Source organism: Leptotrichia buccalis C-1013-b (assembly GCF_000023905.1).
GTDB classification, from domain to species: domain Bacteria; phylum Fusobacteriota; class Fusobacteriia; order Fusobacteriales; family Leptotrichiaceae; genus Leptotrichia; species Leptotrichia buccalis.
In genome coordinates, this window is the sequence record NC_013192.1 from 2,420,485 (window position 1) to 2,442,347 (window position 21,863).

Consider the following 21,863-nt stretch of genomic DNA (forward strand, 5'->3'; position numbering starts at 1 on the left):
TGGAAATTAACAAAAAATGAAAGGTAAATATATGAACAAAATAAAATTAAATTTTGGAATAATTCAGAAACTGAAAAAATATATAAAAAAGTACTATATATTGATCATACTGAATATCCTGCTAGCAACAATGTCATCTCTTGTCTCTTCCGCCCCAATAGCTTTGATAAAAAGATTATTTGATAAAGGAATTTCTGGAAAAAGTGAAAAGGATATCCTTTATGCAGCGGGAGCAATGATAGCACTTGCTGTAATTGGTGCAATATTGATGTACTGGAATACAATATTTTCAACTGTAATTTCAGCTTCTATTTATAAAGACATTGTTACTGATATTTATAATAAAATACAAACTTTAGATATGGAATATTTTTCTGGAAAAAAAATCGGAGATATGATGACACGTGTAATGACAGATCCTAATAATATAAATTCAATTATACTGGAAGTCTTTAATATGGTACCTGAAATAATAAAAGTTATAATTTGTTTAGGAATAGCATTCTATGTAGACTTCGACTTGACGTTAGGAGTTATGATTGTAACACCGATTTTAGTAGTAACAGTCAGAAGATATGCCAAAAGATTAAAACGATCGGGAAAAGATAGACAGGAAGCAATTGATAGCTTAAATTCCAAATTACAGGAAACATTGGCTGGAATACGAATTATAAGAGCATTTGCTACAGAGAGATCTGAAAAAAAGGATTTTAATCAAAAAAATATCAATTTAAAAAGAATTGCCATAAGAACAGCTCGATATAATGCAAAAGCTAATGCAATAATGGAAGCCTTAAATTATATCATTGTAGCATTATTATTATTATTTGGAGGTTATCGTGTTTTAAGAGCTCGTGATTTTACTGCGGGAGATTTTATTACAATAGTAGGAGCCATTTCGTCAATGTACACACCTGCAAGAAGAGCTGTAACACGACTTAATGCAATAAGCGTGAACTTATCTTCAATTACAAGAGTCTCCGAAATTCTGGAAGAAACTCCATCTATTGTAAACAAGGAAAACTGTATAACTTTTGAAAATTTTACAGATGGAATAAGTTTTGAAAATGTAGATTTCAAATATAAAGATAATTCTGAAGAAATATTAAAAAATATTAATTTAAATGTAAAAAAAGGTGAAACTGTCGCTTTTGTAGGAAATTCAGGTGGCGGAAAATCCACTCTCGTAAACTTGATACCAAGATTTTTTGATGTGGCGGGAGGTGTTATAAAAATTGATGGAACTGATATTAGAGATTATGAAATTAAAAGTTTGCGAAAGGCAATTGGAATTGTGCCACAGGAAACATTTCTATTTGCAGGAACAATATTAAGTAATATAAAATACAGCCGTCAGGATGCCACCTTTGAGGAAATTGTAGAAGCTGCCAAGCAAGCTAATGCACATGAATTTATTGAAAACCTTTCTGATGGATATGATACAGAAATTGGAGAACGTGGTGTTAAGCTTTCAGGTGGGCAGAAACAGCGTATTGCAATCGCACGTGCGATTCTGGAAAATCCTCAAATATTAATTTTGGATGAAGCTACTTCGGCACTTGATAATGAGTCTGAAAAGCTAGTTCAAGAAGCTTTAGAAAAACTTATGAAAGGAAAAACTACATTTGTTATCGCTCATAGGTTGACAACAATCGAAAATAGTAATAAAATAGTAGTAATACAGAAAGGGGAGATAAAAGAAATAGGAAATCACAATGAACTATTAAGTAAAAATGGTATTTACAAAGCCCTATACAACAAAAGTTTTGATGTAAGAAATAAATAAAAATCACATTTTAATTAAAAATTAAAAAAGTCAGGAGAAAAAATATGAAACAAATTAAAGGAATTCTTTTATTCTTAATGTCAATTGTATTAGTAGCGTTTGGAAGTCAAAATTCAAGAAGTTCAAAAAATTTAGTAAAACGATTAGAAGATGAAACTAAAAAAGTTGGCAACAAAATGAAAGAAAGTGAATTACAAGCTAAAAAAGAAGAACAAAAAAAACAAGCAGTTCAGCCAAAACAAACTGCTGTAGCAGCAAAACCAGCTCAACAACAGCAACCAGTACAAAATGTACAATCACAACAACCAGGTCAGCCACAAAAGCCTGGATTAGCAGCTAATGATGATGCCTCAAAACAAGCTCTTGCTCTAGCAGCTGAAAATGATAACCTTAACGGAAAAACAGGAAACAAAAAAAATAAGAAAAACAAAAACTATTTAAATGGTAAAAATGAATTGTACAAAGCACCAAAACATAGTAGATTAAAAAATAAATCTTCATTTGTTTCAAATGAAAAACCAACAAAAGTTAAATCTCAAGACTCTGCTCCAAAGCCATCGTCTAATAGTGGAAGTAGCAGTAGTGGAAGCAGCAGTTCAGGAGCATCATCGTCAGGTGGAGATTCAAGTTCTTCAGAATAGTACTGTTTTATACAACTTTTAAAACTGATTTATTTGTTTTTATATAGTTGTGTAATATTTTATTAAAATAATATAAAAAATGTAGAAGAAAGGTAGTGAAATTTTAATTATGTTTAAACAAAACAAAAGGAAGCAGCAGGAAAATATAGCAAAAACGAACATTGATATTTTAATATCTTTAATTCCAATGCTACTTGTAGCATTTGCTGCTTATGAGGTTACGCCAGTTTTAGTAATTCTATTATCAATAGCCGCAGCAGAACTGGTAGATATAATATTTTCATTGATATTACAAAAAAACAAAGAAACTTTAAAGGATCTTTCGGGAATTAACATAGGAGCTTTGACAGGTTTTGTACTTGCTCCATTTACACCACTTTATGTGGCAGCCTTTGCAGGAGCAATGGCAACATTATTTGGAAAAGTTATGTATGGGGGAATTGACAAAAAAGTTTTTAATCCAGTAATTTGGGGAAAATTATTTGTATTAACATTTTTTCCAGCTGTTCTTGCACCAAATTCTTCAGCTTGGACAAATCCAGATATCTTTAAACTTCCCAGCGAAGAAGTTACAGGATTAACTTCCTTTCTTGTTATAAACAAAGGAATAATCGGTGAACTTTCAATAATTGCTATGATTTTAGGAGCAATATACTTGCTTTTTAGATCAAGAATAACTTGGCATATACCAGTTTCCTTTTTTATTACAATTTTCTTTGGATATTATATTGCGTCAAATAATAATATCAATGTAGTAACTACTCTTGGGGAAATCATCTTTATGGGTATTTTTGTTCTAACAGACAGTTTCACTACCCCTCAACATGGATTTGGGAAAGTATTTTTTGGATTTTTAGCTGGACTTTCTACAATCATATTTTGGTTTTTAGGGATTCAAACTGAAGCAATAATTTATTCTGTATTAATTTTAAATCCTTTTACAAGACCAATAAACACGATATTCAAACCAAATGTTTTTGGAGATGAAAAAGTTTCATTCGCTGAAATAATACAAGGACTTGGTCTTGCAATTTTAATAATAGTACTTGTTTTTGCTGTTTCATATTTGCACACTTTAGGATTTGTGCCATATATTGTTTATATTTACATAGTTTATGGAATATGGCGATTGTATAATAACAGATAGAAATAGGAAGGTTTTGTATGAACTTTAATTTAAGTTTTTTAAATAAATTAAAAAATAAAGAAAAAAATATTCTACAATCTGAAAATAATTTTTACCGCGGTGCAATTCCGTGGTTTTTATTATGTTCAGAAAAGAAAAAGATAATTTATATTTCCACATCCAACAGAAATTTGGAAAATTATCATGCAATGCTTGAAAATTATTATGAAATGTCAGAAAAACAACAAGATATTTTAATGAAAAAATCTAAAACCGACAAAAAAAATAGTAAAGAAAATAAAAATAAACTGAAAGATAAAAAAATAATTGATATTTTTGAAAACATCTCACAAAATAAGGAAGATATTACAGGAATAAATATAAGACTCCTGGATATTTTAAAAAATCAGGAAAAATTTATTTTATTTGTGAATTTACAGATTACTTTGGATATATTTTTTGAAAAAGTTAAGTTTTTTTCTTTTGAAATTGGGAAAGAATATAGTTTTTCAAAAATTGTGAAATTTCTTGTGGAAAATGGGTACGAAACTTCGTATTTGATTGAAAAAAAGGGACAATACAGCAGACGTGGGGACATTCTCGATATTTTCCCACCAGATTTGGAAAATCCTGTTAGATTGGAGTTTTTTGGAGATGAACTGGAAAGTATAAGAGTTTTTGATATTGATAGCCAGATTTCAGTGGAAAAGATGGAAGAAATAAAGGTTTTTGGAAATTTGCTTTCTGGAAATAATTATGAATTGATTGAGCTTATTGATGAACTAAAGGCAGAAGATGTAACGATCGCTATTGAAAATGAGGAATTGCTGGACTATAAAATGGAAGAGTTTATCCTGCTTGACAGAAGTCGCGAGGAAACTTACCGAAAAAGATATGAAAATCTGAAGAAAAAAAGTATTTTCGTGCAGACTAAGAATTTCTCGCAGGAGCAGATTGAAACTTTTAGGGATAAAAATAGGCTTGAAAAATTGTCAAAAATTGAAGATATTTATATTTTTACAAATAGTTATGAGAAGAAAATGGCTGAATTTGGGCAAATTCTAACTGACAAGGAAAACAATCTTGAAATTGAAAAATATGAGCTGTTTGAAGGATTTATCTTTAATGATAATTCAGAAAATCCAGATAATAAAAATAGAAAAAATAATTTTATTGTGCTGACAGACAGAGAGCTTGACGGATATATTTACGAGCGAAAGAAAAAAACAGCAAAAGCTATAAAATATAAAAAAGTCAATCAGATTATCGAAGGTGACTATGTAATCCACGTTCAATACGGTGTTGGAATTTATAAAGGAATTCAGACAATGGAAGAGCGGGATTATTTGAAAATCAAGTATGCTGATGAGGATATTTTGTATATTCCTGTGGAAAAGCTGGATAGATTGGAAAAATATGTGTCAAATGATACAGAACCGCAGTTATTTAGGCTGGGAACACGTGGATTTAAGCGAAAAAGGAAGAAACTCGAAGAAGATATTCAGAAATTTGCGGCGGAACTTATCAAAATACAGGCACGACGACAAAGCCAGAATGGTTTTGTGTATCAAAAGGATACTGTGTGGCAGGAGGAATTTGAGGCGAATTTTCCATTTGAAGAAACAGAAGATCAGAGAAATGCCATAAATGATGTGAAAAAGGATATGGAAAGTCCGCAAATAATGGACAGGATTGTCTGTGGAGATGTTGGATATGGGAAAACAGAAGTTGCTATGAGAGCGGCATTCAAAGCAATTGACAATGGAAAGCAGGTTGTTATGGTAGCTCCGACTACGGTACTTGCAGAACAGCATTTTGAACGGTTTAAAAGAAGATTTGAAAATTATCCGATTACGATTGAGAATTTATCACGGCTTACGAAAAGTAAATCAACGGACATTTTAAAAAATCTAAAAAACGGAATTATTGACTTAGTTATTGGAACTCACAGGCTTCTAAGCGATGACGTGCAGTTTAAGAACCTAGGGCTTTTAATTATTGATGAAGAGCAAAAATTTGGGGTTAAAGCTAAAGAGAAATTAAAATCTCAAAGAGAAAAACTGGATGTGCTGACATTAACTGCGACTCCGATTCCACGTACATTAAATCTTGCGATGCTTGGAATCAGAGAGATTTCCATAATTGACACACCTCCAACAAACAGACTTCCCATTATAACAGAAATCCTCGATTGGGATGAAGAAATAATAAAAATGGCAATACTGCGTGAATTGTCACGTGATGGGCAAGTTTTCTATATTTATAACGATGTAAAAAATATGAAGGAAAAATTGAAGGAACTGAAGGAAATGCTTCCAGACTTTGTAAAAATCGAATTTATAAATGGACAGCTTCCGCCAAAGGAAATTAAGGATAAGTTGTTGCGTTTTGAAAATGGACAGTTTGACATTCTGATTGCTTCAACAATTATTGAAAATGGAATTGATGTGGGAAATGCCAATACCATTTTGATTGAAAACTTTACTGGTCTAGGATTATCGCAGGTGTATCAGCTAAAAGGGCGTGTAGGACGTAGCAACAGGCAAGGATACTGTTATTTATTAAAAACGAGAAATATTACAAAGCAGGGGCGGCAAAAGGAAGAAAGCATGCTAAAGGTGGAAGGTATAAAATCAGGCGGTTTTCAAATTTCGATGGAAGACTTGAAAATACGTGGTGCTGGCGAAATTTTGGGAGATAAGCAGCACGGAACGATTGAAACTTTTGGATATGATTTATATATAAAAATGCTAAATGAGGAAATTCGTAAGCAGAAGGGCGAGTTTATCGAAAAAATTGAAAATGTGGAAATTATTCTGGATGAAAGAGGATTTATTCCAGAAACATATATTGAAAAGGATGAAAGGCTAAATATCTATAAACGTTTTGCAATGCTGGAAACAGATAGCGAATTAACTGATTTGCTTGATGAAATTAGAGATAGGTTCGGGAAAATTCCAGAGCAGATGAAAAAATTTATTTTAAGCATTAAATTAAAATTATTTGCTGAAAAACATAAAATTCAGAGAATTCTTGAAACAAGAAATCATTTTGAACTGTACTTTTTAGAAAATGCACAGGAAAAAATAATAGAATTAAATAAAAAAATTTCAATGCAACTTGTAGAAAAGGTTATAACTATCGAAAGTATAAAAAATAAAAAGAAGAGTGATGAAGAAACTAATGAAGCATTTGTAATAATGAAAACAAGAAAAACAGATTTTTTAAATGTTGTAAAAGAATAAAATATTTAACTAACTATCATAGTAAAACTACCTTAAAACCGAACTCAAAAGCTATGACTATTTTACTCAAACCCTAAAGTTATATAATTTTTAATAGTTCTATTTTAAATGGGTTCGAGTATATTTTGAAAATAAAAATTTATTCCTTAAGAAATTTTGAAATCTAAAAAAATTGTGGTAAAATTTAAGAAAGGCTTTTGATTATCATAATAAAAAGAGAGAATAAAAAATGACAAAGGAGGAAAATAATGAAAAAAATATTATTATTTTTAACAATATTCGGGATACTGTTATCAACGGCAAACATTTTTTCAGAAACTACTACTACATTGAAAACTGAAAAAATAAAATATCCTAAAGGTATAAGAAATGTAACATCTGTTACAGAAGTGTTTGGAACTGGACAGCAAGTCACACATATTATTTTAGAATTTAACGAAAAAGTTGTAAATTCTCAATTAACAAAAGATACTTTTGCCGTCTCAGACAGAACTATAGAAAAAGTGTATTCAAACAACCGCCCAGAAAAAACTAATATCGTAAAAGATGGAAAATACGTTATTATTGAACTAAATCCAAAAGATGAAGGAGCATCACTTCGTGTGGAAAGCGGCCCAGAAATAGGTTTTCAAATGAAACGGGCTACATCCAGAGTCACACAAAAAGAAGATATTTTATTTACAAATGGAAAAAGAATGACAAAAAATATAGCAATTCTTGAAAATAATAAAACAAAAGATTTGGTAGTAGAAAATTTTAAGCAATTCGTATTTAGAGATCCAAAAACTGGAGTAAATCTTAAATATAATTTATATATTCCTAAAAATTATGATAAAAATAAAAAATACCCACTTGTATTATTTATGCACGATATGGGAGTTCTGAGTGCAGATACAAAAGCTACTTTATTACAGGGAAATGGTGCAATATCATTCGCAACACCTGAAGAGCAGGCAAAACACGAAGCATTTGTACTTGCGCCACAATATTCAAAACAAGTTGTAGATGATAAGGGAAATATAACAAATGACTTGGACGCAACGGTTAATTTAATAAGAGACTATTTACTTACAAAATACAGCATTGATGATAAAAGAATTTATGCAACTGGTCAATCAATGGGCGGAATGATGGCAATTGTCATGAATTATAAATATCCTGAACTGTTTGCCGCTTCATATTTAGTAGCTTGTCAATGGAATGAAAAAGAAGTCGCTCCTATGGCAAAAAATAACTTATGGATTATGGTTTCGACTGGAGATGAAAAAGCTTATCCAGGAATGAACGCAATTACAAGTGAACTTATTAAAAAAGGTGCAACTGTAACTCGAGAGGCTTGGAAAGCAGATTATACAAATGAACAATTTTTGGAAGCAGCAAGAAAAGTTATTAGTCAAAAATCAAATATTAAATATACAACTTTTGAAAAAGGAACAAATCCATATTTAGCTAAAAATGCTAATCCTGGTTCAGAACATGCAGGAACTTGGAAAGTAGCCTACAATATTCCAGCTGTAAAAGACTGGATGTTTTCACAATCAAAACAATGAACAGCATTGAAAAATTTTAATTAAAAATTTCAAGTGAAAGAATAAAAAAAGCATCAAAATAGAAATGAGGTAAAAATGAAAGAAATAAATGAATCATTAAAAAATAAAAATTTAACACAAAAAGACTATTATATTAAATCTTTTTCAGTTCTAAAGGAAATATTTAGTAAAGATAAGAAATACTTGCCTTCTATTATAGCATTATTTGCACTTAGCGGATATACTATGTACAATTCATTCGTTATTGCGGTAAAAGCTGCTGCTGCTAAGGACTCTTTTCCTAAATTTCCATTATTTGATATACTAATGAATATTTTAATTGTAATTGTAATAGAATATGCTTTAAATTTGTTTCAAAATAATGTTATCAGCAGGATTGATAAGAAAAATGAATTGACAAAAGAAAATATATTATTAAGATCTATTCTTTTAGCTGTAGTTATGACATTCTTAAGTAACCTTATAAAGTCTTTAAAAGTACTAGGTATCGGAGTAATGTTTGTACTTGCATATTTTGCAGCATTTTTTAGACAAATATATTTATCAAGAAATGTCAGTCTAACAACTGCATTTGAAAAAAATACAAAACTGCTAGAAAACAATAGGTTAAGAATCATTCTTCCTCTATTTTTAGTAACCATAATTTCAGGTATTGTGACATCTACCTTAACAGCAGCTGCCTCAGTAATTGTATTAAAATCACTAAATTCAGCAATGACAGTAATAGCTATTCTTATTGTTTACAGAATTTTAGTTGGAATATTTGAAATTTATAAAAAAATTTTAGGAAGTATAATTTTCTTAAATGTAGAAAATAATAAATAATTAATTTCTTAAAATGAGAATTTTAGAAAGGAGAAATTTTGACTTTTACTTATTTTAGCCCTATTCACATAGAAACTTTTATTGTATCAATTTTATTTTGTGTATTTTTATTTTATGTTCCTAAATTTTTTAAAAATTTGGATATAAATAAATACTCAACTTTTTTAGGATACTTTTTATTAATATTTAAGTTAGTCGACTCGATTTACAGGTTAATGTATCAAAATGAACCTATAACTAATGTTACACCTGTTCATCTTTGTAATTTTGCAGCAATTTTTGCAGGACTGTATTTGATTTTTAAAACAAAATTTTTGTATAATGTCGTATATTATTTAACTTTTGGACCAATATTGGCGTTAATTTTGCCAGGAATAATATATTACCACGATAATTATTATGTTTATCTTTTTATGATAATGCACGCACTTATTGTTTTTACAGCTTTTTTTGGCTATAAGTATCTAAATGACAAGCCAACAAAAAAAGGATTTTTTCAATCAGTAATTACGTTGCTCCTAATATTTCTTTACGCATTTATTTATAATTATATATTTAAGGAAATAAACGCAATGTTTTTAAAAAGCCATATTATTTCAATAGTAAAATTTATAGAACCTATTTGGTTATATGATATTGTTTTAATATTGACAATGATATTTTTGGAATTTTTGTTATATTTACCAATTATGAAAAGAGATAGGAATTAATATTTAAAGAAATAAAAAAAAAGTACACCACTGATATTAGTATTATTATGTATATATAATTTTAGTAGTTTTAGGTGTACTTTTTTGTTAAAAAACTAATTTATTCAACTTGGGCATTATTTTCCTGCTCAAATTTTTCTAAAATAACCTTTGTTATTTCAGCACGCAGCTCAGGTTTTATAGGGTGAACAATGTCCTTAAATTCTCCATTTGGCATTCTTCTTGAAGGCATTGCCACAAAAAGTCCGTTTTGTCCATCAATAATTTTTAATCCATGAATAACAAAACTTTCGTCAAATGTAATATCGGCATATGCCCTTAATCTTTCATTACCTTCTGCTTGCTTTCCAATTCTAATACGAATATCAGTCACTTTCATAAGTCTTCTCCTTGTTTGTATAATTTATTTTTTCATTATAATTATACCCCATTTATTATAAAAAACAAGGGAAAATAATAATAAAGAATTAATATTTTCCCAAATTTATTAGAGATTTTACTAAAAGTAATAGGATTTAATGTTTTTATATAAATTATTTTAATAATCTTAGATTAATTAATTTAAAAAAACTTTTCTAACTATTATTCTATAGTATTACCATTTTTGAAATCAAACTTAAAGATTATGACTAACTGTTCAAACACCAATATTTTGCAATTTTACTGGTTCGATATTAAAAAGAGTCGAGTATATTTTACGAATTTGCAGTAGCTTCAAGCTCATGTCTAAATCTTATTTTTTATTAAAAATTATAAAAATAATTTATTAAATTATTTCAATATAATCATCAATAAATTCTTTTTTTAAACTTTCAGGCGGCAAATCCAAAACTTTTACTTTTATATTCTTGTTAAAATATTTTATTTCAAAAATATCTCCTTTTTTCACATCATAAGAAGATTTTTTTACATCTCCATTTACAACGATATTTCCATTATCTGCAAGCTCTTTTGCCACAGTTCTTCTTTTTATAATTCTTGTTACTTTTAAAAATTTATCTAAACGCATATTTTTTCCTCGATTTTATTATTTTATATTTTTCATTCCTTCATACCAGGCTGTATTTGTTTCTACAAATCCTACATTCGGATTTTCTTTTAGGAAAAGTCCTCTTACTTTACTGTTTTTATCGCTGAAAATATGAGGATTGTCAGTTGTTGACTTAGACATTAGAGCTTTCTTGATTTTTTCCTGATCTTCCTTTGCCAATGTTCTTATATTAAATACAATTGCTCCGTTATAAACAGGAATTGATTTTATAACTGTAAAACTTTTTCCGGCATAATCTCCAAATGGTGCAACTGCTCCTTTTTTCACTCTATATGTGGCTCCTGAATTGAAGTCTTTTCCAGCTGTCAGCTCATAAATTGTAAATGATTTTGGAATGGCAAATGTTGCAGCATCCACATCTCCTTTAAATAATAAAACTTGAGTTCCAGGATGCGAATTTCCAAACATAACTTTTGAAAATGCTTTATTTCCTAATAATTCATCAGTGTTTTTTAATCCAAATTCTTTTACAAGCAAGTTTCCTGGAATTTTAAATCCTGATGTAGAGCTATTTGTAACAAATCCCATTGATTTCCCTTTCAGCTTTTTAAGGTCATATCCGTCTCCTGAACGGTATTTTGCCGCATCCTCTGCTCTTACTGCAATAAAGCTGTAATAAAGGGCATCTTCCAATGTTCCGCTTTTTCCTGCATTAGTAAGTACTGCTTCAATGTCTTTTGTTCTCTGTCTGGCATTCAAATATGCCTCTGCACCGATATATGCAATTTGAGATTGTCCAGAAACAATATTTTCCACCGTTATGTTATAATCGGTAGTTGTAACAATTTCCACTTTTTTCCCAGTCGCTTCCTGAACAACTCTGGCAAACTCTTCCCTTGATTTCTTCAATGAATCATTTGTTTCATTTGGTAAAAATACAATTTTTATTGTATTATTTTTTTTACCACAGCTAATTGTAAACAATAAAATAGCTAATAACAACAAACTTTTTAAAATGTTCCTTTTCATAATACCTCCTAATATAGTATAAAATATAATGTATTATAACATTTGTTATTTGCATAGTCAATTCTATAATTTTTTTATTTTTGTGGTATACTTATAATAGAGAAGTTTTAAAAAAAACTAAGTTAGAAACTGAAATTTTCTAACCAATTTTTAGGAGGTTTTCATGAAAAAAAATAAATGGAAAAAATTATTAATTTTAAGTATTGCACTTTTAGTCTTAACAGCCTGCTTTAATAAAAAAGAAGACAAGAAAAAGGAATCAGAAAAACAGCTTTCAGAAGAAGAACTCCAAAAAGGGAAAGGTGTTAACGGGGATTTGCCTGATATTGTTTACACATATGAGGGAATAGTAGATGCGGCACCTGGAATTTATCAGTTTCCTGATACTTATGAAAAAAATATAGTAAAAAAATCAGATATCTGGAGAGAAAATGTTCAGAATGAACTTAAAAAAATTAAACCTGCCTTAGGTGAAGATGCTTCTGATGAAGAAATCGAACGTCTCTTCAAGAAATTCTTATACATAGCAGGCTATGATTATGAGCCGATTGAAACTCTTGACAGATTTTCATACGTAATTTTCAAGGATGATATGGCAAATCCTTTTACGAAACAAAAAATTGAGGAAAATATGAATGTCAATCTTGAAATCATTTTAGATGCTAGCGGTTCAATGAAACAGAAAATAAGCGATAAAACAATGATGGAAATCGCAAAGGAATCTATAGAGAAAGTTGTTTCTGAAATGCCTGCAAACACAAAAGTAGGACTGAGGGTTTTTGGTCATAAGGGAGACAATACGGCAAGTAAAAAACAGGAATCATGTTCCGCCAATGAACTGATTTCACCAATTGAAACTTTAGATAAGGATAAGCTGAAAAGCTCTTTAGCTCCAATTCAGCCTACAGGATGGACTTCCATAGCAAAATCGATTGAAAACGGAACAAATGACTTAAAAGCATTAAAAGGCGAAAAAACATTGAATATCCTATATATAATTACTGACGGAATCGAAACATGCGACGGCAATCCTGTTGAAACTGCAAAAAAATTTAAAAATGAAAATACAGATATCGTTTTAGGAATAATAGGGTTTAATGTAGATGCCCACCAGAATAAAGTGCTGAAAGAAATTGCAAATGCCGCAAACGGTTATTATTCTTCAGCAAATGATGCCGCTAAATTGACAGAAGAATTGCAAAGAATACATGAAATAGCTTTCTCTGACTATAAATGGGAACCTTTAAATGACTATCTAATAAATAAAATAATAGCATCTCATAATTTGACACTGCTAATGAACCAATTTCTCATAAAAAGATCTCTGGGAGAAAAAAATAATATGAGTTCTCTTATAATGTACGGAGCAAAAAGTCTTTCAAATGATCCTAAATATGCCGGACTGTATGAAAGTAACGGAAGAGTGTCTAAAAAACTTAAAGCGCTTAGCGAAGAAAGAAAAAATAAAATAGAAGCAATATATAAAGATGAATTTGAAAAAATCACAAAACAGTCAGAAGAATATATAGCACAGATTAAGGCTAGAAAAGGAGCAACAGTGGCATATATTCCAACAACAAGCAGAAAAAATCCTATGAGCAAATATTGGAACGGACATGGTGGAAAAGGCGGTACGATTAAAGATTCTAAAAAAGATAATGAGGAATTAAGAAAAGAACAAACAGTAAAATAAGAAATGAAATAAAAATTACAGTTTAATTTTAACAACTGAGCAAAAATTTAGGGATAAATAATTTTAATTAAATTTTTAATAAAAAAAGAGAAAACTATCTACAATATAATTGCTAAATCCTATTGAATGATAGTTCTCTCTACAAATTTTTTACTCTATTAAAGAAAAAGGCAATTCATCTCCCATTTTTAAAAATGGATGAGTCCTTGCCCTAATATATGAAAATTCAATTTTGAAACAATCTGAATACATTTGTTAGATTCTATAATAACTATCAAATCTTTCATTATGAGAAAGCTGCATTTTGTTTCTTAAATGAATCATATCACTTACAATTTTCTCTTCTGTATAAGTTAATTTGTCCCAGTCAATTAAATTTTCTGAATCACGAGTTTTATTTATTTCTATATTTAATTCTGATATTTTTTCAAGTAAAGCTTTTTTATTCCATCTTGTATTTTCATACCAATCTGTTATTTCTCTTAATTTCTTTTTGAAATATTCTATATCTAAGTTCATTTTTTCACCTCTTTTTCCATATAAACAATACTAAATAAGATACTTTATTTTACTTTGCAAAATTTTAAAAAAATCCATTAATGTCTTGAATTTCCACCTCCTTTTCACTATATTTTCTTTCTAGGTAATCTCTTGCAACTTGTGGGAAACACGCATAAGTTAATATATCTTCATCGCATTTTGCCAAGTCGCCGATTTCGTTTTTCATATTTTCATATTCAGCTCCTAGTAAATCAGCAGGACGACCATTAAATACTTCGTCATCTCCAATTATAAGCTTTCTAGTTTCGTCAATAATTGGAACTGGTGATTTTCCATACATTCCTTTTACATAATCTCTTATTTCCTTTGGAATCATCTGGTATTTTCTGCCTGTCAAAATATTTAAGACTGCCTGAGCTCCAACCATCTGGCTCATTGGAGTAACTAACGGAGGGTATCCTAAATCTTTACGCACATGTGGAATTTCACGTAAAACATCTTCATATTTATCCTCTGCCTCCTGCACTTTCAATTGAGACAGCAAGTTTGAGAGCATTCCTCCTGGTAACTGGTACTCTATAATATTTGGTTCAATTAACAAGGCTTTTGGATTTAATGTTCCGTTATCAATGTATTTTTTTCTTATAGGTTTAAAATATTCAGCAACTTCCTTCAAAACCTCAAGATTTAATTCTGTATCATATTTTGAGCCTTGTAACGTTCTTACAAGCGATTCTGTAGGTGGCTGTGATGTTCCTCCTCCAAATGGGGAAATAGCAGTATCTACAATGTCTACTCCCGCTTCAATCGCTTTTAGTGTAGTCATTCCAGCCAGCCCTGCCGTTGCGTGAGTATGTAATTCAAGAGGTACGCTCAGAATAGCTTTTAATTCAGTTACCAGCTCATAAGCCATATTTGGTAACAAAATTCCAGACATATCCTTTATTGCTATTGAATCTGCACCCATATCCTGCATTTCAAGTGCCAATTTTTTGTAATATTCTATTGTGTGAACAGGGCTTATTGTATAGCAAATCGCAAGTTGGCTATGTCCACCATATTTTTTTGTACTTTCTGAAGCTTGTCTAATATTTCTTGTATCATTCAAAGCATCAAAAATTCTTATAATATCAATACCATTTTTTATTGAAAGTTCTACAAATTTATCTACAATATCGTCAGCATAATGTCGATATCCTAATAAATTCTGTCCTCTAAGTAGCATTTGTAATTTTGTATTTTTAGTTCTTTTTCTAATTTCTCTTAATCTTTCCCAAGGATCCTCATTCAAAAATCTGATTGCCGCATCATATGTTGCACCGCCCCAGACTTCCATTGCGTGATATCCAGCTTTGTCCATAGTTTCAATTATTGGAAGCATTTCTGCTGTTGTCATTCTTGTTGCCATAAGTGATTGATGTCCATCTCTTAATGATGTTTCTGTTATTTTTACTTTGCTCATAAGATCCTCCATATTTTAATGAATATTAAGTTTTATTCTATTTTCATTTATTCAAAATCCATTGGTCCTGCATTTACAATATGTTCTGGCATATTTGGATATTTTGTTGCAAAATTTTCCCTAAACATTTTTGCCAATTTTTTTGCAGCTGCGCTATAAGCCTCTTTGTTTGCCCAAGTGTCTATTGGATTTAGTAATTCATTCGGAACATTCGGACAATACTGCGGAATTTCCACATTGAAAATTTCATCATGTTTATATTCAACTTCATCCAAATCACCATTTAACGCTGCAGTAACCATTGCTCTTGTGTATTTTAAGTTCATACGGTTTCCCACTCCATAAGGACCGCCTGACCATCCTGTATTTATTAGAAATACTTTCGTATTATGAAGTTCGATTTTTTTACCTAGCATTTCTGCATAAATTAAAGGATCTAATGGCATAAACGGTTCTCCAAAGCAAGTTGAGAATGTAGGTTGCGGTTCTGTAATTCCACGCTCAGTTCCAGCCAATTTAGATGTAAATCCTGTCACAAAGTGATAAATTGCCGCATCTTTAGAAAGTCTTGAAACAGGCGGTAAAACTCCGAAAGCATCTGCCGTAAGGAATATTACAACGCTTGGAATACCTCCAATTCCTGGAATTTGTGCATTTTTTATATGATTTATCGGATAACCTACTCTCGTATTTTCAGTCAAGCTCTTATCATAAAAGTCAAATTCACGATTTTTTGGATTCATTACAACATTTTCCACTAAGCTTCCAAATTTTATTGCATTATAAATATCCGGCTCATGTTCAGGATCAAGATTTATACATTTTGCATAACAGCCTCCTTCAAAATTGAAAATGCTGTGGTCAGACCATCCATGTTCATCATCGCCTATTAATTTACGATTGGGATCAGTTGAAAGAGTAGTTTTTCCAGTTCCCGAAAGCCCAAAAAATACCGCAGTTTCACCAGTTTTATGATCCATATTGGCAGAACAGTGCATAGGAAGCACATTAATTTCAGGCATAACGAAATTCATTATTGAAAATACACTTTTTTTAATTTCTCCCGCATATTCAGTTCCGCAAATAATCCCAATTTTTGCCTCATAATCTATAATTATTGCAGCTGATGAATTTATTCCATCAATTCTAGCATTACATTTGAATCCAGGGGCTGCAATTATTGTAAAGTCAGCCTTTCCATAATCATTTAATTCTTCTTCCGTTGGACGTATTAATAATTGATGAATAAACAAATTTTGGCTAGCACGTTCATTTATTATTCTGAATTTTTTTCTGCAGGCTGGATCTGCTCCTGCCATACCGTCAAATACGAATATTTCCCTATTTTGCAAATATGCAATTAATTTATTGTAAATAGAATCAAATTTTTCCTTTTCAATTGGCTTATTTACATTTCCCCAAGCAATTTTATTGTGAATACCTAGAGTATCAACTATATATTTATCTTTAGGTGAACGCCCTGTATATTTTCCTGTTGTTACAACTAAAGCACCTGTACTCGATAATACCCCTTCTCCTTTCGTCAAAGCATATTCAATGAGTTGTGCCGGTGTCAAGTTTCGATAAATTTGTGCCACATTTACTATCCCTAGTTTTTCAAGAGCTTTCGTCAATTTTTTCATAATACTTCCTCCGTATTTTAAAATTAAAAAGTTAAAATAATTTTGCTCAAACAGTAAGTTTACTTATTATTCAAAACTTTGATATTTAACTTAACTGCTAAATATAAGAAAAAATCCCCACTTGTGTAGGGAAACACAAAACATTATCAATTTTTAAAATTTTAATTTTAAATATCATAATTTTGAATTTTAGATTATGTTAAATCTAGAATATTTTTATTTTAAAAATAAATTTAAAAACATTAGCCTTTCAAATTCTAATTCTTTAAATTTGTACCAAAAAAACACAATTTTATAGATAATATTTTTTAAAAATGTATTTTAAAAGTTTACTTAACTGCACTTTTTAAACACATAATTTACAATCATTACACTATACAATTGTTTTTTAAATATTCAACATTATCTTTTCCCTACACCAATATTATCCCACATTTTTTTAAAAAGTCAATAATATTTATAAATTTTTTATTAAAAGATTATTCTATGAAATATTAAATTTATAATAAAGAAAATATAAAATAAATTTTTAGTAATTTATCGTGTATAATATTCAATAAAATTAAATAATCTTAGAATTTTAGTAACATTACAAATAAAAATGTACCTCTAAATTCTTCAATTTTCATTGTCAAATTTTTTGGTACACATTCTAAAATTATATTTTTTTAAATTACTTTTTATTTTCCAAAATTTTCTCAAAATCTAAAATATCATCTGCAATAATTGGATTTAATTCAAATTTTTCTAATTTTGCCATGCTTTTTAAACCATAGCCCGTCTTTACAAGAACAGGTGTTATTCCCAATTTTTCAGCTGGAATTAAATCAGTTACTTTATCGCCAATCATAAAGGAATTTTTAGTATCAATGTCAAACTCATTTATCGCAAGTTCAAAATTTCCTGTATTTGGCTTTCGGCAATTACATTCAATTCCGTATTTTCCAGTAACGTTCGGATGATGTGGACAAAAATAGGATTTTTCAATTTTTATCCCTTTTTTCAATAAATCCTTTTCAATAAAATTCTGTAATTTTAAATAATCCTCTTCCGTATAGTAACCTCTCGCAATTCCTGCCTGATTTGTTATAATCGCAAATTTATAGCCTAAATCACGTAATTTTAAAAGCCCTTCAACTACATTTTTCTCATATTCAAAATCTTCTATTTTATACAAATACGATTTTTCCACATTTATTACACCGTCTCTGTCCAATAGGACAAATTTATTTTTCATAAAACTATATTCCTTCATATTTTTGTATTTAAAATATTCAGGCAACTCTATATAACTGAATATATAAATATTGCCTGAAATTTTTAATTTTTATAAAATTAATTCATCACAACATCTCTAATAAAGAATTCTCCACCAATTGAGACAAATCCAAGATTTTTAACTTTTGGATTTACTAAGTAAAGTTTTTGTTTTTGGAATAAAATTGTAACTGGCTGTTCTTCAGAAATAAGTTTTTCCATTTCCACCATTGCTGGAACCCTTACTTTTGGGTCAGCAGAGCTTTTTACAATTTTAGTTAGCTCATCATATCTTGCATTTTTGAAATCTCCACGATTATTTCCATTTGCACTAGCAAATATATCTAAATATGTAATTGGATCAAGGAAATCTCCAGTCCAGTTTTGCAATGAAATTTGATAATCTCTTTTCTTAGTTCTTTCAATACGTTCTTTACCGCTTACTACTTCCAATTCAACATTTACACCCAAATTATTTCTTAAATTTTCCTGAATGTATTCTGCGATTGATTTTCTGCTTCCAGTATCATTTAACAAAATTTTAAGATTAGGAAGTTGTGCAAGTCCTTGTTCCTTAAGTCCTTCTGCTAGCAGCTTTTTAGCTTCTTCTACATTGAATTTAGGCTGATCAGTCGGAACTTCCTGTGCAAAATCTTTTGCAAGACCATTTAATCCAATTCCAGTTGGAACAAATGTTTTAGTAAGTTTTTCAGAGCCTTCAAGAACTTTATTTATAAGTTCCTCTCTGTTTATCGCCATAGTTAATGCTCGTCTTATTTTTGTATTTTGAAGCGCTTTTTCACCTGTATTATACAATAAATAATACATTCCACCATCATTTGCTTTTACAAGTTCATTTTTTCCAGCAAATTCCTTTGCCTGCTCAAACGTTACTGATGTTACATCAACTTCTTTATTTTTAAAGGCATTAACTGCTGAATCAGTAGCAATTATTTTTAATACAACGTTTTCTGTTTTTACATTAGCAGCATCCCAGTAATTAGGGTTCTTTTTGAATTTCAATTCTGAATCGTGAACCCAGCTTTCTAGAATATAAGGTCCATTAGCGATTGTATGTTCATCTGTAAAGTACTTATCTTTTACTTCGTTATAATATTTTTCATTTAATGGCATAAATGATTTGAATGTAACCAAATCATCAAAATATGGAGTAGGTGCTTCTAATGTTACTTCCAGAGTTTTGTCATCGATAACTTTTATTCCTACTTCCTTGTCTGACGCTTTTTTAGCATTGTATTTTTCTCCATTTTTTATTACAAACAGCATACTTGCATTACTTCCTCCTGTATCAGGATTTAATCCACGAATCCATCCTGCTCTGAAGTCTTTTGCAGTAATTGGATCTCCATTAGACCATTTTATTCCATTTCTCAAATGAAATGTCCATACAAGTCCGTCTTTTGATGTTTCCCATTTTTCAGCAAGTCCTGCCACTGATTTTCCATTTTTATCTTTTCTTAAAAGTCCTTCCAGAATTAACTCATCAACAGTTCCTCCAGCAATATCAGTTGTAATTTGCGGATCAATGGAAGTTGGCTCTGAACCGATATTTAGTGAAAGCGTCTTATTATTTCCATTTTTATTTCCACACGAAAGTGCAAATAATAGTAATGTCAATATTAAAAATATTTTTTTCATTAGATTCTTTCCTCCTCATTTTAAAAAAGCATCAATCAAAGGGGTATAAAAATACCCCCTATTATTAAGATATTATTTTAATGAAAGGCTTCCAAAATAGAATTCTCCACCGATTGGAGTAAATCCAATTCCATTTACCTTTTTATTAACTAGATATTGTTTTTCTCTGTGAAAAAGCACACCAACTGGTAAATCTTCTGCAATTATTCCTTCAAGTTTAACAAGTGCAGGAATTCTGACATTTTGATCGGCTGTTCCTCTAACAGTTTTAACTAAAGCATCATATTGAGGGTTTTTATATGAACCATAGTTAGTTCCACCTGTTGATTCAAATAAATCTAAGTATGTAATTGCGTCAGGATAATCTCCAGACCATCCTGCAAGAACTAAGTCAAAGTTTTTTTGTTTCATTCTTGAGAATCTTTCCTGAGCAGTCATTATTTCCAGATTTAATTCAATACCTAAGTTTTTTCTTAATTGTTCTTGAATATATTCTGCAATAACCTTATTATTTCCACTTTCATTAATTAACATAGACATATTAGGGAATTTTGCTGCTCCTGTTTCTTTCAGTCCTTCTTCAAGTAATTTTTTAGCTTCCTGAGGATTGTATGCTAATGTTGAAGTAGGGACTCCCTCTGTGAAGTCTTTGTCATTTAATCCTTTTATTCCAATTCCTTTTGGAACAAGAGTTTTTGCAGCTGTTCCGTATCCATTTAATACATTATTTACTAAACCTTCTCTGTCAACTGCCATAAGAAGAGCTTTTCTGATTTTTACATTTGCCAATGTTTTATTATTGAAGTTAAATAGCAGATACCATACTGATCCGTCGTTATTTGAAACCATTCTTGGGTCATCTTTAAATCCTTTTGCTTGTTCAGCTGAAATTGCAGTTACATCAACTTCTTTGTTATTAAATGCATTTAATGCTGAATTATTATCAGGAATTATCTTATATACAATAGTTTCTACTTTTACATTATCTGCATCCCAGTAGTTAGGATTTTTTTTGAATTTTATTTCTGAGCCATGTGTCCAACTTTCCATAGTATAAGCTCCTGAAGATAAAGTTTTATCAGATTCTGTAAAATACGTATCCTTTGTTTTATCAAAGAATTTTTGATTTAATGGCATATAAGTCTTGAACGCCACAAGGCTGTCAAAATATGGAACTGGAGTTCCAAGTTCTACTTCTAGAGTTTTATCATCAATAACTTTTATCCCAACTTCTTCAGCAGTTCCTTCTTTTTTGTTATATTTTTCTGCATTTTTTATTGGATAAAGCATATATGCATATTCAGAAGCTGTTTCAGGTTTTAATGCACGAAGCCATCCGTTTTTAAAGTCTTGAGCAGTAATTGGATCTCCGTTGCTCCATTTTAGATTATCTCTTAAATGAAACGTCCATTTTAACCCATCTTTTGATTTTTCCCAGCTTTTAGCAAGCCCTGGTTCAAATGTTCCATTTTTACCTTTTCTAGCCAATCCTTCCGTTATAATGTCAGCAACAGTTCCACCTAAGATATCTGTTGATATTTGCGGATCAATAGATTTTGGCTCATCCGACAAATTTAATGTGAATGTCTTGCTGCTTCCTCCACCTTTTCCGCAAGACACGATGAAAACTAACATCATCAATAAAAATAACATCTTTTTCATGAAAATTCTCCCTCTATATTATATTTTTTTTTACAAACAAAATTATTATAAACAAGTTTAGAAACATATATTTAAGCAATATC

17 protein-coding genes are annotated in these 21,863 nt (G+C 30.0%); 8 read left to right on the forward strand and 9 right to left on the reverse strand.

Annotation, left to right across the window (positions count from 1 at the left end):
• Positions 1-31 precede the first annotated feature (31 nt).
• From LEBU_RS11345 to LEBU_RS11375, 7 genes are all read left to right on the forward strand, one after another.
• Complete coding sequence (locus tag LEBU_RS11345) at positions 32-1,786, forward strand: ABC transporter ATP-binding protein (protein WP_015770452.1); 1,755 nt, start codon at positions 32-34, stop codon at positions 1,784-1,786.
• A gap of 77 nt (positions 1,787-1,863) precedes the next feature.
• Positions 1,864-2,427, forward strand: coding sequence for a hypothetical protein (locus LEBU_RS11350; RefSeq protein ID WP_238974491.1), 564 nt, complete (start codon positions 1,864-1,866; stop codon positions 2,425-2,427).
• Between the two features lie 109 nt (positions 2,428-2,536).
• Positions 2,537-3,574 (forward strand): RnfABCDGE type electron transport complex subunit D, encoded by a 1,038-nt coding sequence (locus LEBU_RS11355; protein WP_015770454.1) that lies wholly within the window; start codon positions 2,537-2,539, stop codon positions 3,572-3,574.
• Between the two features lie 17 nt (positions 3,575-3,591).
• The gene (mfd, locus tag LEBU_RS11360) at positions 3,592-6,798 is read left to right on the forward strand and encodes a transcription-repair coupling factor (RefSeq protein WP_015770455.1); all 3,207 of its coding nucleotides are present in this window, start codon (positions 3,592-3,594) and stop codon (positions 6,796-6,798) included.
• Between the two features lie 248 nt (positions 6,799-7,046).
• Entirely contained in the window at positions 7,047-8,348 is a 1,302-nt protein-coding gene (locus tag LEBU_RS11365; protein WP_015770456.1) for an alpha/beta hydrolase-fold protein, read from the forward strand.
• A gap of 75 nt (positions 8,349-8,423) precedes the next feature.
• The gene (locus tag LEBU_RS11370; RefSeq protein ID WP_015770457.1) at positions 8,424-9,173 is read left to right on the forward strand and encodes a hypothetical protein; all 750 of its coding nucleotides are present in this window, start codon (positions 8,424-8,426) and stop codon (positions 9,171-9,173) included.
• Positions 9,174-9,211: 38 nt separating this feature from the next.
• Positions 9,212-9,883 carry a YwaF family protein gene (locus LEBU_RS11375; protein WP_015770458.1) on the forward strand — a complete coding sequence of 224 codons (672 nt, stop codon included), beginning with the start codon at positions 9,212-9,214 and terminating at the stop codon, positions 9,881-9,883.
• A gap of 100 nt (positions 9,884-9,983) precedes the next feature.
• On the opposite strand, the gene spoVG is transcribed toward LEBU_RS11375, so the two are convergent.
• The 3 genes from spoVG to LEBU_RS11390 all read right to left on the reverse strand — a co-directional run bounded on the left by spoVG (position 9,984) and on the right by LEBU_RS11390 (position 11,903).
• Positions 9,984-10,262 (reverse strand): septation regulator SpoVG, encoded by a 279-nt coding sequence (gene spoVG / locus LEBU_RS11380; protein ID WP_015770459.1) that lies wholly within the window; start codon positions 10,260-10,262, stop codon positions 9,984-9,986.
• Positions 10,263-10,649: 387 nt separating this feature from the next.
• The gene (locus LEBU_RS11385) at positions 10,650-10,892 is read right to left on the reverse strand and encodes an RNA-binding S4 domain-containing protein (protein ID WP_015770460.1); all 243 of its coding nucleotides are present in this window, start codon (positions 10,890-10,892) and stop codon (positions 10,650-10,652) included.
• 18 nt (positions 10,893-10,910) lie between these two features.
• Positions 10,911-11,903, reverse strand: coding sequence for a phosphate/phosphite/phosphonate ABC transporter substrate-binding protein (locus LEBU_RS11390; RefSeq protein WP_015770461.1), 993 nt, complete (start codon positions 11,901-11,903; stop codon positions 10,911-10,913).
• A 163-nt stretch (positions 11,904-12,066) separates the two neighbouring features.
• Between LEBU_RS11390 and LEBU_RS11395 the strand changes: the two genes are divergently transcribed.
• Positions 12,067-13,596, forward strand: a complete 1,530-nt coding sequence (locus LEBU_RS11395; RefSeq protein WP_015770462.1) for a vWA domain-containing protein — start codon at positions 12,067-12,069, stop codon at positions 13,594-13,596.
• Between the two features lie 255 nt (positions 13,597-13,851).
• Here LEBU_RS11395 and LEBU_RS11400 read toward each other — a convergent pair whose 3' ends face one another.
• From LEBU_RS11400 to LEBU_RS11425, 6 genes are all read right to left on the reverse strand, one after another.
• Positions 13,852-14,115 (reverse strand): hypothetical protein, encoded by a 264-nt coding sequence (locus LEBU_RS11400; protein WP_015770463.1) that lies wholly within the window; start codon positions 14,113-14,115, stop codon positions 13,852-13,854.
• A gap of 64 nt (positions 14,116-14,179) precedes the next feature.
• On the reverse strand, positions 14,180-15,559 hold the full coding sequence (locus LEBU_RS11405; RefSeq protein WP_015770464.1) for an oxaloacetate decarboxylase subunit alpha: 1,380 nt from the start codon (positions 15,557-15,559) through the stop codon (positions 14,180-14,182).
• A 47-nt stretch (positions 15,560-15,606) separates the two neighbouring features.
• Positions 15,607-17,202, reverse strand: a complete 1,596-nt coding sequence (gene pckA, locus LEBU_RS11410; RefSeq protein WP_015770465.1) for a phosphoenolpyruvate carboxykinase (ATP) — start codon at positions 17,200-17,202, stop codon at positions 15,607-15,609.
• A gap of 673 nt (positions 17,203-17,875) precedes the next feature.
• The gene (locus tag LEBU_RS11415) at positions 17,876-18,439 is read right to left on the reverse strand and encodes a D-glycero-alpha-D-manno-heptose-1,7-bisphosphate 7-phosphatase (protein WP_015770466.1); all 564 of its coding nucleotides are present in this window, start codon (positions 18,437-18,439) and stop codon (positions 17,876-17,878) included.
• Positions 18,440-18,537: 98 nt separating this feature from the next.
• A complete protein-coding gene (locus tag LEBU_RS11420) occupies positions 18,538-20,118 on the reverse strand; it encodes a peptide ABC transporter substrate-binding protein (protein WP_015770467.1) in 1,581 nt (526 codons plus the stop codon).
• Between the two features lie 72 nt (positions 20,119-20,190).
• Positions 20,191-21,780, reverse strand: a complete 1,590-nt coding sequence (locus tag LEBU_RS11425) for a peptide ABC transporter substrate-binding protein (protein ID WP_015770468.1) — start codon at positions 21,778-21,780, stop codon at positions 20,191-20,193.
• Positions 21,781-21,863: the final 83 nt, after the last annotated feature.